Source organism: Salipaludibacillus keqinensis, assembly GCF_003226325.1.
GTDB lineage: Bacteria > Bacillota > Bacilli > Bacillales > Salisediminibacteriaceae > Salipaludibacillus > Salipaludibacillus keqinensis.
The window spans coordinates 551352-567078 of sequence record NZ_PDOD01000001.1; the positions used below are offsets into that span (position 1 = coordinate 551352).

General features: G+C 38.0%; 18 protein-coding genes. All 18 read left to right on the forward strand.

Annotation, left to right across the window (positions count from 1 at the left end; genetic code table 11):
- Positions 1-87: 87 nt before the first annotated feature.
- Positions 88-750, forward strand: coding sequence for a flagellar brake protein (locus tag CR194_RS02865; RefSeq protein WP_110608121.1), 663 nt, complete (start codon positions 88-90; stop codon positions 748-750).
- A gap of 111 nt (positions 751-861) precedes the next feature.
- Positions 862-1545: a (d)CMP kinase gene (gene cmk / locus CR194_RS02870; RefSeq protein ID WP_110608122.1), complete on the forward strand. Its 684-nt coding sequence runs from the start codon at positions 862-864 to the stop codon at positions 1543-1545.
- Positions 1538-2128 carry a lysophospholipid acyltransferase family protein gene (locus CR194_RS02875; RefSeq protein WP_233254206.1) on the forward strand — a complete coding sequence of 197 codons (591 nt, stop codon included), beginning with the start codon at positions 1538-1540 and terminating at the stop codon, positions 2126-2128. The genes cmk and CR194_RS02875 overlap by 8 nt, the downstream gene beginning before the upstream one ends.
- A gap of 108 nt (positions 2129-2236) precedes the next feature.
- Complete coding sequence (gene rpsA, locus CR194_RS02880; RefSeq protein ID WP_110608124.1) at positions 2237-3394, forward strand: 30S ribosomal protein S1; 1158 nt, start codon at positions 2237-2239, stop codon at positions 3392-3394.
- Between the two features lie 119 nt (positions 3395-3513).
- Positions 3514-4572, forward strand: a complete 1059-nt coding sequence (gene fni / locus CR194_RS02885; RefSeq protein WP_110608125.1) for a type 2 isopentenyl-diphosphate Delta-isomerase — start codon at positions 3514-3516, stop codon at positions 4570-4572.
- Between the two features lie 222 nt (positions 4573-4794).
- On the forward strand, positions 4795-5430 hold the full coding sequence (locus tag CR194_RS02890) for a YphA family membrane protein (protein WP_110608126.1): 636 nt from the start codon (positions 4795-4797) through the stop codon (positions 5428-5430).
- A 164-nt stretch (positions 5431-5594) separates the two neighbouring features.
- Entirely contained in the window at positions 5595-6911 is a 1317-nt protein-coding gene (der, locus tag CR194_RS02895; protein ID WP_110608127.1) for a ribosome biogenesis GTPase Der, read from the forward strand.
- A 28-nt stretch (positions 6912-6939) separates the two neighbouring features.
- Complete coding sequence (gene plsY, locus CR194_RS02900) at positions 6940-7554, forward strand: glycerol-3-phosphate 1-O-acyltransferase PlsY (RefSeq protein WP_110608128.1); 615 nt, start codon at positions 6940-6942, stop codon at positions 7552-7554.
- A gap of 14 nt (positions 7555-7568) precedes the next feature.
- Positions 7569-8618 (forward strand): NAD(P)H-dependent glycerol-3-phosphate dehydrogenase, encoded by a 1050-nt coding sequence (locus tag CR194_RS02905; RefSeq protein ID WP_110608129.1) that lies wholly within the window; start codon positions 7569-7571, stop codon positions 8616-8618.
- 73 nt (positions 8619-8691) lie between these two features.
- Positions 8692-8958, forward strand: a complete 267-nt coding sequence (locus CR194_RS02910) for a stage VI sporulation protein F (RefSeq protein WP_110608130.1) — start codon at positions 8692-8694, stop codon at positions 8956-8958.
- A 425-nt stretch (positions 8959-9383) separates the two neighbouring features.
- Positions 9384-9587, forward strand: coding sequence for a DUF2768 domain-containing protein (locus tag CR194_RS02915; protein WP_110608131.1), 204 nt, complete (start codon positions 9384-9386; stop codon positions 9585-9587).
- Between the two features lie 33 nt (positions 9588-9620).
- Positions 9621-10337: a hypothetical protein gene (locus CR194_RS02920; RefSeq protein WP_110608132.1), complete on the forward strand. Its 717-nt coding sequence runs from the start codon at positions 9621-9623 to the stop codon at positions 10335-10337.
- A 259-nt stretch (positions 10338-10596) separates the two neighbouring features.
- Positions 10597-12075 carry a stage IV sporulation protein A gene (gene spoIVA / locus CR194_RS02925; RefSeq protein WP_110608133.1) on the forward strand — a complete coding sequence of 493 codons (1479 nt, stop codon included), beginning with the start codon at positions 10597-10599 and terminating at the stop codon, positions 12073-12075.
- A gap of 242 nt (positions 12076-12317) precedes the next feature.
- On the forward strand, positions 12318-12590 hold the full coding sequence (locus CR194_RS02930) for an HU family DNA-binding protein (RefSeq protein WP_110608134.1): 273 nt from the start codon (positions 12318-12320) through the stop codon (positions 12588-12590).
- 181 nt (positions 12591-12771) lie between these two features.
- Complete coding sequence (folE, locus tag CR194_RS02935) at positions 12772-13338, forward strand: GTP cyclohydrolase I FolE (RefSeq protein WP_110608135.1); 567 nt, start codon at positions 12772-12774, stop codon at positions 13336-13338.
- Positions 13339-13433: 95 nt separating this feature from the next.
- Entirely contained in the window at positions 13434-13652 is a 219-nt protein-coding gene (gene mtrB / locus CR194_RS02940) for a trp RNA-binding attenuation protein MtrB (protein WP_110608136.1), read from the forward strand.
- 313 nt (positions 13653-13965) lie between these two features.
- On the forward strand, positions 13966-14781 hold the full coding sequence (locus tag CR194_RS02945) for a heptaprenyl diphosphate synthase component 1 (RefSeq protein ID WP_158282152.1): 816 nt from the start codon (positions 13966-13968) through the stop codon (positions 14779-14781).
- Between the two features lie 3 nt (positions 14782-14784).
- Positions 14785-15486: a demethylmenaquinone methyltransferase gene (locus tag CR194_RS02950; protein ID WP_110608138.1), complete on the forward strand. Its 702-nt coding sequence runs from the start codon at positions 14785-14787 to the stop codon at positions 15484-15486.
- Positions 15487-15727: the final 241 nt, after the last annotated feature.

Here is a 15727-nt window from a genome sequence, read left to right on the forward strand (position 1 = left end):
GATTTAATTGTGATAAAAGAAGGAATTTTTTACTTATATATCGAATGATACATACACACAGTGCTCGTTATAGAGAGGAGGACTCCCTTGATTAAAGTAGGCAATACGATTCATTTAGAATTGAAGAGTTCTGATGAAGAAAAAAGAAGATACAAAAGTAAGATCTTGGACTATAATGAGTCCAAGATATTTATCGACTATCCAGTCGATAAAAAAACGAAAAAACCGCATTTCTTCCTTGAGGGGACGCAATTTCGAGTTTGGTTTATGGGGAATGACAAGGCAATATATTTATTTGAATCAGAAGTATTAGGTAAGGATGTCAAGAAATTCCCTATGCTTGTTTTGAAAGATCCAGGGGTAAGTGATTACGTAAGAATACAACGGCGGCAATATGTCAGAGTTGACACTACAATAGACGTGGCTGTCCACTGTCTTAACAATAAATGTAAGCCATTTACAACCGTGACAGCAGATGTCAGTGGGGGAGGAATGGCTCTTGTTCTTCCTGAACAACATTCCGTTGAGGAGAAAGACGTCATTAAGACTTGGTTAGCATTACCATATCAATCAGGTGAAATGATTTATTTAGAAGTCAAGGCAAAAACGATACGTATTCTTAAGGACCGTGGAAGATTAAAAGGTTCCTTCGAATTTGTTGATTTAGATGATATTGAAAGGCAAAAAATCGTTAGGTATTGTTTTGAAAGGCAACTTACATTAAAGAAAAAAGAAAAGGCATTTAAGTGACCTATTATATAGGCAGATAGCTCTGAAAAATAGACCACCCCTGTATAATTGTGATAATATATGTGTGTATATTGGCAATATGATAACAAGTTTTTTGGAGAGGGTTATAGAATGACGACACAGATCAATATTGCGATTGATGGTCCTGCAGGGGCTGGGAAAAGTACAGTCGCAAAATTACTTGCAGAGAAATTACAATTTGTTTACATCGATACAGGAGCTATGTACCGAGCCTTAACTTGGAAAGCGATTGATGAAAATATTGATGTAAATAATGAACAGTTATTAAATGAATTACTTAAACAAACGGACATCCAATTGGTTAACCAGTCAGGGGTAATAGGAATTAAATTAAATGATCAAGATGTGACTGAGACGATCCGCTCTGCCCGTGTTACCAATCATGTTTCTTATGTAGCTAAGCATTCTCTTATAAGAAAAGAAATGGTAGCTAAACAACAGAAGCTTGCTGAACAAGGTGGGACCGTCATGGATGGCAGAGATATAGGTACAGCTGTTTTACCGGATGCAGATGTGAAAATCTTTCTAACTGCAACGGTGGAAGAAAGGGCAAGAAGACGCCATGAAGAACAGCTTTCTAAAGGAATGCCCTCTGATTTCGAACAACTTAAAAGGGATATAGCGAAAAGGGATCAGCTGGATTCCGAGCGAGAAATTGCACCTCTTAAAAAAGCAGTTGATGCAATTGAAATTGATTCAACATCAATGACAATAGAAGAAGTCGTTGAGCATATTTATGCCATTGTCGTGGAAAGGAATGGGACGATTGAGTAATAAGTTATATTCGGTTGGACAATTCGTTTGCAGGACTTACTTTCGACTTTTCTACCGAATTAAAGTGGAAGGGAAGGAGAACATTCCGTCTGACGGAGGAATTCTTCTTTGTAGTAATCACATTCATTTATTAGATCCTCCTTTTGTGGGTGCATTTTTGAAAAGACAGACAAGATTTATGGCGAAAGCTGAACTGTTTGACGCACCTATTTTAAAGAGGCTTCTTCCAAAATTAGGAGCTTTCCCAATTCGGAGGGGGATGAGCGATCGCCAAGCATTAAGGACAGGTTTGAAATTGCTAAAGGACTCTGAAATGATCGGCTTGTTTCCAGAAGGTACAAGAAGTAAAACAGGAAAGTTAGGAAAAGGTCTTACGGGTGTTGGATTTTTTGCTTTACGATCCAATGCTTCCGTTGTACCATGCGCAGTGATCGGAACGTATAAACCATTTTCTACTTTAAAAGTAGTATACGGCCCTCCTGTAGATATGGAATCTGCAAGAGAAAATAAAATATCAGCAGAAGAGGCGACTGAACAAATTATGTCGGGTATCCAGCGTATTCTCGACGAAAATCATCATTAATATGAATCCTTCAGGTTAACTCTTTCACAAATTGTGAGAGATGATCATAAATAATCAGCATTTATGTCCCCGGTGTTTCAAGTCCGGGATTTAGGGAGGTAATTGTCAATGGTAGAGGAAATGAACAATGAGATGGCCGAGTTTAACTCTTTAGCAGTAGGTGATTTAACAAAAGGAACCATCTCAAAAGTAGAAGAAAAACAAGCTTATGTAAATGTTGGCTATAAAATGGATGGTGTCTTGCCAATCAGTGAGCTATCCAGCCTTCATGTTGAACAAATGAATGATGTTTTGAACGTCGGGGAAGAACACGAGTTTAAAGTCATTAAACTTTCAGAAGACGAGCTAGTGCTTTCCAAGCGTGCAGTAGTTGCTGAGAAAGCCTGGGAGGTCATGGCCGAAAGACTTGAAACAAAAGAAACGTTTGAAGCAGAAGTTGCTGAGGTTGTTAAAGGTGGACTTGTAGTGGATGTTGGAGTAAGAGGTTTTATCCCTGCATCTCTAGTAGAAAGGCACTATGTAGAAGACTTCTCCGAGTATCGTGGTCAAACGTTACGATTGAAGGTAATTGAGATGGACAAGGAACGAAATAAGCTTATTTTGTCTCAAAGAGCTGTGTTAGATGAAGAAGTAACAGAGAAAAAGAAGCAAACATTATCTAAAGTCACTGAAGGGCAAGTGATTCAAGGAACGGTTCAACGATTGACGGATTTTGGGGCCTTTGTTGATATTGGGGGAGTGGACGGTCTTGTTCATATTTCTCAAATGGCCCATCATCACGTGGAAACCCCTTCTGATATTGTGAGCGAAGGTGATTCTGTTCAGGTTAAAGTTTTAGGAGTAGATCCAGATAATGAGCGGATCTCTCTATCTATTAAAGATACCCTTCCTGGCCCGTGGGAACTTATAGAAGGTACGATTAAGCAGGGGGAAGTTGTTGAAGGGACTGTTAAGAGACTTGTTTCATTTGGAGCATTTATAGAAGTGGCACCAGGAGTTGAAGGTCTTGTTCACATCTCTCAAATTGCTAATCGTCATATTGGGACTCCGGGAGAAGTGCTAAAAGAAGGAGAAACAGTCTCTGCTAAAGTTCTAGACGTAAACGTCCAAGATAAGCGAATTTCGTTAAGTATTCGTGCGCTAGAAGAAGAACAGCAAGAGAAGATTGATAATGCAGCAAAGAAAGAATACCAAAAAGAAGAAGATCATGCAGGTTTCTCTTTAGGAGATGTCATTGGAGACCAATTAAAAAAGTATAAAAACTAGTCTTTAATAAAACTGTTCTTTTAAATCACGGAACACCTTATGCTGCGAAAATCAAGCCTGTTGATTCTCGCAGCATTTTATAAATAAACAAGGACTTCACAGAAAACGAAGGTGATACATTGAGTCGCTCAAAAAGAAAATTAGATCATATAGAATATGCATTGAAAACAGGTCAATCACGGTCCTCAGGTTTAGATGATTTGAAATTTATTCACCAGAGCTTTCCAAATATTGGTGTTGATGACGTCGTCCTTAATACTAAAATAGACAATCTGGATGCAGGTTCTCCTATTTATATCAATGCCATGACGGGTGGTGGAGGAAAAGCTACCGAAGGAATTAATCGTCAACTTGCACAAGTGGCAAACATTTTTAACATTCCTATGGCTGTTGGTTCACAAATGTCTGCAATTAGAGATAAACAAGAACAACCTTCTTATAAAGTAGTTAGACAATACCATCCCCGAGGTATTGTTTTTGCTAATGTAGGGAGTGAAGCAACGGTGGAGCAGGCACGATTTTGTGTTGACATGCTAGAGGCAAATGCTCTTCAAATACATATGAATGTCATCCAGGAGCTTGTTATGCCAGAAGGTGATAGAGACTTTAAGGGTGCACTAAAGAGAATTGAAGCTATTGTTCATCACCTAGATGTCCCTGTGATAGTGAAAGAAGTTGGATTCGGCATGAGTCGTGAAACGGTTATATCACTTCAAGATATCGGTGTGAAAATAGTTGATATCGGTGGGTTTGGTGGTACGAATTTTTCTCTAGTTGAAAATGAACGTCGGGACCGCCAGATGGCTTTCTTTGACCAATGGGGGATCCCTACGTCTGTGTCGATAGCTGAAGCTAACTCCGTTTCTAATGAGATGACACTTCTTGCATCAGGAGGAATCCAAAACGCATATGACATAGCAAAAGCGATTGCTTTAGGAGCGAATGCAGTTGGTATGGCTGGACAGGTGTTAAGGTGGTTACAAGAAGATGGAATGGATGCGACGATTCAGCATATCGATGATATGCTTCTTGATTTGAAGATGATCATGACGGCTTTAGGATCAAAAGATATAAAATCTTTAAAGAATGTTCCTCTTGTAATAACGGGTAAAACAAAGGAATGGTTAACTGAACGTCGCATTGATACCTCCACATTTGCCACTCGGTATTCCCATTAAAAACGAGAGATATTTAGAATAATTTATGACTCTGCTTGGATCGGAAATATTACTACTAAGAAAACTCTGCATTTCTATGCTGAGTTTTTTATTTTTGCTTTTCTAACAATGTCTCTTAGCAAAACTAAGTCTTATTGAACAATAAAAAGGAAAAGACTGGAGTATGAAATTACTGCCCTTAGGTAAGACTGCTTTTAAAAGCAAGAAGGAGAAGATGGATCAATGGATGGTTTTATTTTTTACTGGTTATCTTGGGTTACAGTCGTTATTGTCTATTTTTTTATGAAACCTTCATTTGTGCGCACTAGATTACTGGTTTTTAGTTTAGTGACAATTATTCTCTCTTCTTTTTCTTTTACGTGGTTTTTCATCGAGTGGAATTTTGCTTACTTTTCTTTTATTCTCCTCTGTTTAGTTTCAATGATGAGGTTAAAAAAAATACAGTTGGCTTTCGGATTGATTGTGAGCTTTGTTATTGCTAACTGGTTACTAATTATTCATCGAGCAGCATATATTGAACCAGTGTGGTTAATTTGGCCCCCCTTATGGTTAGTATCTAGCATCACGATCCTATCATTAGTTATTTTCTTCCGCCACTTTCACACGAGAATTTATTCTTTGATTGGTGGTGTATTTCAAGGTATTATTCTTACCTCTATGATGAATCTAATCGACCCAAGTTTATCTGTAGAAAGATATTCTGGTATAGAAAGTTTATTTGTATTAGATGTCCTTTCTTTATCCATTTGCTCAGTCATCTGTTGGACGAAAGCAGAAACAGTAGCCAAAAGTCTTAAAGAGAATTATATTCATTCTTCTTATCGTTCTGTCCAGCAAAATACAAAGATGAATGCTTAATTCCTATATAATTGAAGGTGTGGGAGAGCGGTCTGGAATCTGATATAATATATTAGTTATTAACCTTCAATTGACGTGGATTCATGAAAGGGAGGTTTCTTTCCTATGAACTTCCACGTATAATGAACAAAGTATGATTTACAAACGAAAGCGAGGAACATACTGTGCCAAAACCAGTATTAGCCATTGTTGGAAGACCTAATGTAGGAAAATCCACAATTTTTAACCGAATAGTAGGAGAACGAGTAGCCATCGTCGAAGATAAACCTGGAGTGACGAGAGATCGTATTTACAGTTCAGGTGAATGGCTAGAACATGAATTTTATATTATTGATACAGGCGGTATTGAAATAGGGGACGAGCCTTTATTTGAGCAAGTAAGAATTCAAGCCGAGTTAGCGATTGAGGAAGCGGATGTGATTTGTTTCGTCGTTAACGGGCGTGAAGGACTGACAGCAGCCGATGAAGAAGTTTCTCAAATTCTTCAGCGTTCAAGAAAGCCGGTCGTAGTAGCTGTCAACAAAATGGACGACCATTCCATGCATGAGAAACTTTATGAATTCTACAGTCTAGGTGTAGGAGAAGTTTATCCGATCTCTGGTTCTCATGGTTTAGGGATAGGGGATTTATTAGACCATGCAGTTGAAAGTTTCCCGAAAGTAGAGGAAGATGCATACGGAGAAGATACGATTCGAATGAGCTTAATTGGACGTCCTAACGTAGGTAAATCGTCGTTAGTGAATGCCATTTTAGGCGAAGAGAGAGTCATTGTCAGTAGCATTCCAGGAACGACTCGTGATGCTATTGATACTCCTTTTACGAAGGATGATCAAGAGTATGTAGTCATTGATACTGCTGGAATGAGAAAGCGCGGTAAAGTTTACGAATCTACAGAAAAATACAGTGTGTTAAGAGCATTAAAGGCGATTGAACGGTCTGATGTTGTTCTTGTAGTTATTAATGCTGAAGAAGGAATCATTGAACAAGATAAAAAAATTGCTGGATACGCTCATGAAGCTGGTAGGGCTATTTTAATCGTGGTCAACAAATGGGATGCTGTGGAGAAGGATGACAAAACAATGAGAGAATTTGAACAAAAAATTCGCGATCATTTTTTATTCCTTGATTACGCTCCAATAATATTTTTATCAGCCTTAACAAAAAGAAGACTTCAGCATTTATTGCCGGCTGTTAATCAAGTTAGTGAATCACATAATCTTCGGGTACAAACTCATGTTCTAAATGATGTAATTGTGGATGCAGTTACGATGAATCCTACACCTACGGATCATGGGGGAAGAAGATTGAGAATTAATTACTCCACTCAAGTTTCAGTGGCACCTCCAACATTTATCATCTTTGTCAACGATCCTGAACTACTTCATTTCTCTTACAAGAGGTATTTAGAGAATAAAATTCGAGAAGCATTCAACTTTGTTGGTACACCTATTCATATTATTGCTCGTAAAAAAAGTCATTAAATACGAATAAGAGGTTGGGGGGAATTTTATGACGGCGGTTTTCGCAATTATTTTATCCTACCTTATCGGTGCAGTTAGTTTTAGTTACGTAATCGGTAAACGGTTTAGAAAACTGGATATTCGCGAACATGGTAGTGGGAATGCAGGAGCAACTAATACACTTAGAGTGATGGGCATCGCTCCTGCTGTTGCCGTGCTATTGCTAGATTGCGGTAAAGGGATTTTAGCTGTATGGATTGGATATGGTCTATCTGGCGGGGATCCTCTTATTGCAGCAGCAAGCGGTCTGGCGTCGATTTTAGGGCATAATTGGCCAGTTTATTATGGTTTTAGAGGTGGAAAGGGTGTGGCTACGACGATCGGTGTCGTCGCTACATTAGTGTTTTTCCCTGCGCTCATTTCAGGGATTGTTGCCATACTGGCGATTGTATTTACTAGATTTGTATCATTAGGATCACTCCTGTTTATTTTAGGTACAACGTTAATTACGGCCTTATTTTCTGATTATTTTAACGTTCCATTTTATTTTGTTTATTTTTTACTTTTCATTAGTGGACTTTCAATCTGGAAACATCGGACGAATATAGAGAGATTGGTTAAGGGAGAAGAAAGTAAACTTGGAGAAAAAACATCTGTAAAATAATAGGAGGCATACATATGGCGAACATTGCAGTATTAGGCTCTGGAAGCTGGGGAACGGCATTAAGTATCGTACTGGCAGATAATGGACATCGAGTTCAGCTATGGGGTCGGTCGAAAGAACAAGTAGATGCCATTAATGAGGATAGAAGAAACACTCGTTATTTACCAGATGTAACTTTGCCGGAAAACATTCATGCATACACGAATATAGCTGATGCACTAAATGTTGTCGATGCGGTGCTAGTAGTTGTGCCGACAAAAGCCATGAGGGATGTCCTATCGCTTGCGAGAGAACACATTTCAGAACCGTTGTTATTCGTCCATGCAAGTAAAGGCATTGAACCAGAGACTCATTTGCGAGTTTCACAGATTATTGAAGAAGTGATACCTGAGACGAAGAGAAGTTCGGTCGTTGTCCTTTCAGGACCTAGCCATGCGGAAGAAGTCTGTAAACGCCAGCCAACCACTGTCACTAGTTCTTCTCTTCAAATGGAAAGTGCAGAAGAAGTTCAAGATTTGTTTATGAATCAGCATTTTCGAGTTTATACAAACCCCGACTTAATTGGTGTTGAAATCGGGGGAGCATTGAAAAATATTATTGCTATCGGAGCTGGAATGACTAGTGGTTTAGGATTTGGCGATAATGCAAAGGCGGCTCTTATGACACGAGGGTTAGCTGAAATTGCCCGTTTAGGTATGAAACTTGGTGCTAATCCCCTTACATTTGCCGGCCTAAGTGGTCTTGGGGATCTCATTGTGACTTGTACTAGTGTTCACAGCCGTAATTGGAGAGCGGGAAACATGCTTGGAAAAGGAAAAACTGTTGATGAAGTGGAAAGTGAAATGGGAATGGTCGTAGAAGGGATCCGTACAACAAAAGCAGCCTTTCAGGTTTCACAGGAAATGAATGTTGAAATGCCGATTACAGAAGAACTATATCAAGTTTTGTTTCATGATAAGTCCCCGAAAGAAGCCGTTTCTGAGCTTATGGGGCGAGTGAAAAAACATGAAGTAGAAGATCTTAAATTTGGAGATAAAGATCCATTAAATCATTTTGAACCTTGATAATGACTTTGCTCACCATTTCCTCACTTATGCATAAAATATGATCACATCATAGCATGAGGAGGAATGAAGTGTGCAAGGTAAAAAAAATCCATTTTTTGATCAATTAGAGAAAAAAACGAATGTAAAGCATAAAGATTTACTACAGTTAGCCCAATCAGTGAATCAAACGGATCTCTCTAATGAAAAGAACGTAAGGCAGTTAATTCATCAAGTGGCGCTTATGGCTAATGTCCCAGTTTCCAAACAAAAAGAAGATGAATTAGTCAAAGCAATTACGTCGAATAAAGTACCTATGGACTTTGGAACCCTTTCAAAAATGTTCCAAAAGCCTGAATAAATTTAGGCGTTCATATTTATCAAAAATCGGAATCTGGCATAGATATAGTAGGGACAGAAGCATGGCTGTCAAGATTATGTTGAAGGCAGTGTTTAGTCGTGAAGGACTGAAGAAAGGGCCCCTTTTCTTCAGTTTTTTTTGTGCGGTAGAAATGAAGTAGAATGATATGCAGGGATCCTCCCGCTATGCTATAATGATGCAGGATTAATTAGTTAACAATATTAATTTCATAAATATGTTTTAAGCTTTGTTAATGAATCATGTTAGTTTGGGAAATTTTCATGACTTTTGTTGGAAAATGAACTGAAGAAGTGTTCGCATGGGTATTTTCACGAGGTATAGAAAGCGTTGTAAAGCGATTAGAAATTTTCTGAATCAACAACAAACTTTAGCACATATAAGGAGAAATAGTAGGAGGAATCAAGATGTTTGATGATCCATTAGCTAAAATGTGGGTTTCTTTTATAGGGATGGGATTAATGTTTTTTTCTGTTATTCTGACTATCATTACTAAAGAGAAGCTCACTGGCATATTAAGGTATATTTTATTGACAATAAGCTTTATTTTTATAATTATTTCTGGTTTGATTATCTTTCTTGTCGTATTTTCAGGTCCTGTGATGGAGTAGTCATTCGATTATTAAACGAGATAGGAGGTTTCGATGATAAAGATCCGTATAATTAGTCTAGTTATTTCTATTGGGATTTTGACTGGATGCATGTATCCAGAAGAAGAGCGCAGACAAAATCAAGCGCCTTATGAAGATCAATTGCAGTCAGTTCAACAAGCAGTTACCCAATTCAGGGAAAATACAAGTGTTTTGCCTATAAAAACGAGAGAAGCGGAAACAGCTATTTTTCGTAAATATCCTGTTGATTTCTCTCAGTTAGTACCTGCTTATTTGCAGTCTCCTCCTGGAAATTCATTTGAAAATGGAGGAATCTATCAATATGTATTAGTAAATCCTGAGGAAACGGCTGAGGTAAAATTGATTGACCTACGCTCTGTCAGAGTTATCCAGGATTTGGAGAGACGGTTATACCAATACCGCAGTCAACATCAATATGCTCCGATTGAAGAAGTTATTGGTGACGAATTGTTAAAACTGGATTTTGATCAATTAGATTATGAAGAGCAACCTACAGTAGAAAGTCCTTTTCATCCAAGTCATCGCCTCCCAATTTTGTTCGGTACGGATGGTAGTATCATTATTGATTATTCATTGGACATTCAGCATTATGTGGACGAGCATGGAATGGAGAATTACGAAGAAGGCGATGATTTGCGCTGGTTATTAGTAGAAGAATCTCCTTTTTTACCAGTTAATTCCCTTCCTCAAACAATCGAAGACGGAGAAGTCAAATTTATTAATGAATAGTATATCGCTTAACACCAGTTACTTTAGACAGTGACTGGTGTTTTTTGTTGTCTTGCCACAAAGATGCAGAGAAGTTTTAACGTTCTATTTTAAATTGATAAGGCATAAGAATCGAAGTAGACGAGATTGATGTCGTGAAAGCTATAAACATCCTTGTCATAAATAGTGGACAACATCATAGAGTAATAGAGACAAAGACTTGAATTCAATCATGCCCGCATGAATGAGTTTACTTAGAAACTGAGCAGGAGGCGATTGTGTGGAAAAGGTAGATATCTTCAAGGATATTGCAGAACGAACGGGTGGTGACATTTATCTCGGTGTTGTAGGCTCAGTCAGAACAGGGAAATCTACATTCATTAAAAAGTTTATGGAACTTGCGATCATCCCGAATATTGAATCGGAATCAGATCGAGCAAGGGCACAAGATGAACTCCCACAGAGTGCTGCTGGAAGACAAATTATGACGACCGAACCTAAATTTATTCCTAATCAAGCTGTATCCATTCATGTAGATGAAGGACTAGATGTGAATGTACGTGTTGTTGACTGCGTTGGGTATGCGGTACCAGGAGCCAAAGGCTATGAAGATGAGAACGGCCCTAGAATGATTCACACACCTTGGTACGAAGATGCAATTCCTTTTCAAGAAGCAGCGGAGATAGGCACACGTAAAGTGATTCAAGAGCATTCAACATTGGGTGTAGTTGTTACGACAGATGGCTCTATTGGAGAAATTCCACGGCAAGATTATGTAGAATCAGAAGAAAGAGTCATTGAGGAGTTAAAAGAAGTTGGGAAACCGTTCATTGTTCTAGTGAACTCTGTTCACCCAACTCATCCGCAAACGGAGAACCTTCGGGCTGGATTAGAAGATCATCATGATGTGCCTGTGCTTGCCATGAATATTGAGGGCATGACTGAGCAAGATATACACACCGTTATGAGAGAAGTACTATTTGAATTTCCAGTTCACGAAGTGAATGTAAATTTGCCGAGCTGGGTAATGGTTTTAAAAGAAGAGCATTGGCTCAGAGAAAATTATGAGAATGCTGTTCGTGAAACGGTGAAAGATATTAAACGGCTACGAGATGTAGACCGAGTAGTTGGACAATTTTTCAATTACGAATTTATAGACAAAGCAGCCTTAGCTGGAATTGAAATGGGGCAAGGGGTAGCAGAGATCGACTTAAAAGCTCCTGAGGATCTGTACGATCAAATACTAATGGAAGTTGTTGGCGTAGAAATAAGAGGGAAAGATCATTTACTAGAACTTATGCAAGACCTAGCTTATGCTAAATCTGAATATGATCATGTGTCGGAAGCTTTGAAAATGGTCCGGCAAACAGGGTATGGTATTGCAGCTCCAAGTATCACGGATATGAGTTTGGATGAACCAGAGATTATTCGTCAAGGATCTAGATTTGGAGTTCGTTTAAAAGCTGTCGCACCTTCGATTCATATGATTAAAGTGGATGTGGAATCTGAGTTTGCTCCCATAATTGGCACAGAAAAACAAAGTGAAGAACTGGTACGCTATTTAATGCAAGATTTTGAAGAGAATCCACTTTCTATATGGAACTCAGACATATTTGGAAGGTCGTTAAATTCAATCGTAAGAGAAGGCATTTCAGCTAAACTTTCATTGATGCCTGAAAATGCTCGTTATAAACTTAAGGAAACATTGGAAAGAATCATAAACGAAGGCTCTGGCGGATTGATCGCAATTATTTTATAGCTCTCCTCACGGAGGGCTTTTTATTTTTACATATATTGGTTAAAAAAGAGCATTATCTTGCCATCTTAGGTAAAAAAGAGATAAAAAAACCATTAAATAAGCAAAAAATGTTGAATTATTAAGGTTTTTCGTTTAACATAAGCCTTGTTATCCCTTGAAATACAGGGAAGCAAGTATAAAAAGCTTATAATTGTGAAAGAAAGGGAATAACACATCTATAAGTAAAGGAGGAGGTGAATAGTATGAATAAGACAGAACTTATCAATGCGGTAGCTGAGAAGACGGAACTTTCCAAGAAGGATGCTACGAGTGCTGTTGATGCAGTTTTTGAAGTCATCACTGGTTCACTTCAAAAAAGTGAAAAAGTCCAATTAATTGGCTTTGGTAACTTTGAAGTTCGTGAGCGTGCGGCTCGTAAAGGCCGTAACCCACAAACAGGTGAAGAAATCGAAATTCCAGCAAGCAATGTACCAGCGTTCAAACCTGGTAAAGCCCTTAAAGATGCAGTTAAGTAATTACATATAGGGCTATATGTTAATTGGAGGTGTCCCATAAGCGAAGCTTTTGGGACACTTTTTCTATTGTTTTTTATTCTATTGTAATTTAGAAGATCCCATTTCTTGTTTTTAATAAATTGTCTATGCTAAAATTTTAACGACCCAACAAAAAAAGTAAATAGAAATGGAGGGGATTATAATGAGTTCTGTAGATCATGAAAAAATCGAACAAGCAGTAACAATGATTCTTGAAGCAATTGGAGAAGATCCAAATAGAGAAGGTCTTTTAGACACACCAAAACGGGTGGCAAGAATGTACGATGAAGTCTTTCAGGGACTTAGGCAAGACCCGAAAGAGCATTTTAAGACCGTATTCGGAGAGGACCATGAAGAGTTGGTACTTGTTAAAGATATTCCTTTTTATTCTATGTGTGAGCATCATTTAGTACCTTTTTTCGGAAAAGCGCATATTGGGTATCTTCCTAGAGGAGGAAAAGTAACAGGGTTAAGCAAATTAGCTAGAGCAGTGGAAGCTGTCACTCGAAGACCCCAGTTACAAGAGAGAATTACTTCAACAATTGCAGATTCGATGGTTGATACCCTTGATCCAAGAGGGGTTATGGTAGTCATTGAGGCCGAGCACATGTGTATGACAATGCGAGGTGTCCGTAAGCCAGGATCTAAAACTGTAACTTCCGCTGTAAGAGGGGCATTTGAAAAAAATGATGCTGCAAGAGCAGAAGTGCTGTCATTGATCAAAGAATAATTTCTGAAGTCCTGCATACAGCTAGGGAAATGAACATTTCGTCTAGTAAAGGGTAGTTAACAGGATTTAATACTTACTAAATGGGGGGATAGAAAGTGGCAGAGTCTAACGATTATATTGTAATTAAAGCCGAAGAAGACGGTGTAAATGTCATTGGATTAACAAGGGGTACTGACACAAGGTTCCATCATTCAGAAAAACTGGATAAAAATGAAATGATGATTGCACAATTTACAGAACATACGTCAGCTATTAAAATCAGAGGTAAGGCGACACTTCAAACATCTCATGGGGAAATGAACAATAACGGATAAAGCAGGATGTTCCTGCTTTATTTTTTTGATAACGCTTGCAATGGGCGGTCGAAAATCTATAAATACTCTGTAAGTCGAGAGGTAATTATTTCAGGATTGCTTATCGGTTTGAAGCAATTGTGATATACTAGACATGTGCGAAAAAAAGAGATACAGCGGTAAATAAAGCTATGATATTAAAGTGGTAGGTAGTGACTTTTTCCAAATAGGCTTAGGAAAAGATTTCAACCAAGAAACTTCAAGAACCATGAATGAGTAGAGGGATTCACGAGCAAAATGACTTTGAGAACTTTCAATGCTGGGGGACTTTGGAATGACAGCACTCTATGATTACAATGAAGAACTGAGCGAAGTGTTTGAGAGCTTCTATCGAAGTGTTAAGCACCCTTATTTAATGAAATATATTGAAGATCCAGTAATTGATAAAGATCAGGCGACGATCCTTTTTTATTTGTTAAAGGAAAAAGAGCTTTCAGAGAAATATAAACACGATTGTATTCTGACTGTATTGCTCGTACAAGCTGCCCTTGATACCCATGAAACAGTGAATATACATGAGTTAGGGTCTGAACAGTTAAAGACTAAGCGTCAATTAACTGTATTAGCAGGGGATTACTATAGCAGTTTATATTACTATGTGCTTTCCAAATTAGAAGATGTATCACTAATAAGGGTTCTTTCAAGATCCATTCAAGAAATTAATGAATCAAAAATGAATATCTACAAACATCACAAAAAAAGAATCCAACCAAACGTGTCAGACCTAAAAACTATCTATGCCTCTATCGTTACTAATATTGCTCATTTATTTAATGTTTCTGAATGGTCAGAAGTCATTGAAGAATTCCTTTTCTTGAAAGCTTTACTTCATGAACGATTTTTATTTCAAGAGTATGCTCAACAAGGAAAAGCGTTGAATTTCTTTCACAATGCTCAAAGTGGGAAAACGAGCAGTTTAAGTGACAGTGTTTACTTGGAGACATTCAATCAATATATTGAAGATTCTCTACAAAATCTTCATGTTTTAAAAATAAATAAGCAAAGCATGGATACTTATATTAAGTTAAGAATAGAAAGCCTCATGTTAGAATACCAACTTAAAGAACAATGTGCTGTAGAGGAAGGATAATACATGGCTCGATCAAAAGAAGAACGTGTACACGAAGTATTTCAATCTATTTCAGGTCAGTATGATAAAATGAATGCTATAATTAGCTTCCAAAGACACTTGTCTTGGAGAAAAGATACGATGAAAAAAATGTCAGTGCCAAAAGGTGCAACAGCATTGGACGTGTGTTGCGGGACAGCAGACTGGACGATCCATTTAGGGGAAGCTGTAGGTCCTGATGGTGAAGTCTTCGGATTAGATTTCAGTGAAAATATGCTCTCCGTCGGACATGAAAAGGTGGAAGAAAAGCAACTTTCTCATGTGCACTTGAAACATGGAAATGCCATGGACTTACCATTTGAGGATAATACATTTGATTATGTCACGATAGGTTTCGGTCTACGAAATGTACCTGATTATTTGCAAGTTCTTAAAGAAATGAGACGAGTTGTGAAGGATGAGGGAATGGTTGTATGTCTTGAAACATCGCAGCCGACTATGATTGGATTTAAACAAGTGTACTGGATTTATTTCAAACACATCATGCCTCTTTTCGGAAAGCTGTTTGCAAAGAGTTATGATGAATATTCTTGGTTACAAGAATCGAGTCAAGCTTTTCCTGGGAAAAAGGAATTGAAGAATCTCTTTTTACAAGCAGGATTTACTTCTGTTGAGTATAAATCTTATTCAGGTGGCGTGGCCGCTTCTCATTTCGCAAGAAAATAAATAGGGAATGTTCATGTGCTTCTTGACTCCTACTAGTTCATCTATTTTTACTATGAAAAGAACATTTACCGATAAATGAGACCAATACAAGAAAACATATGAAGAGAGTGAAAATCAAAAATTTATTATTAATAACGCTGTCTAGCTTTAGCCCTTATCGATTCGTTTGGGGTGCCCTTATTTCTTGATTGGAAGTCGGACATAAGACAGAAAGATCGTAGTTATAACGGCAGGCCCTAGT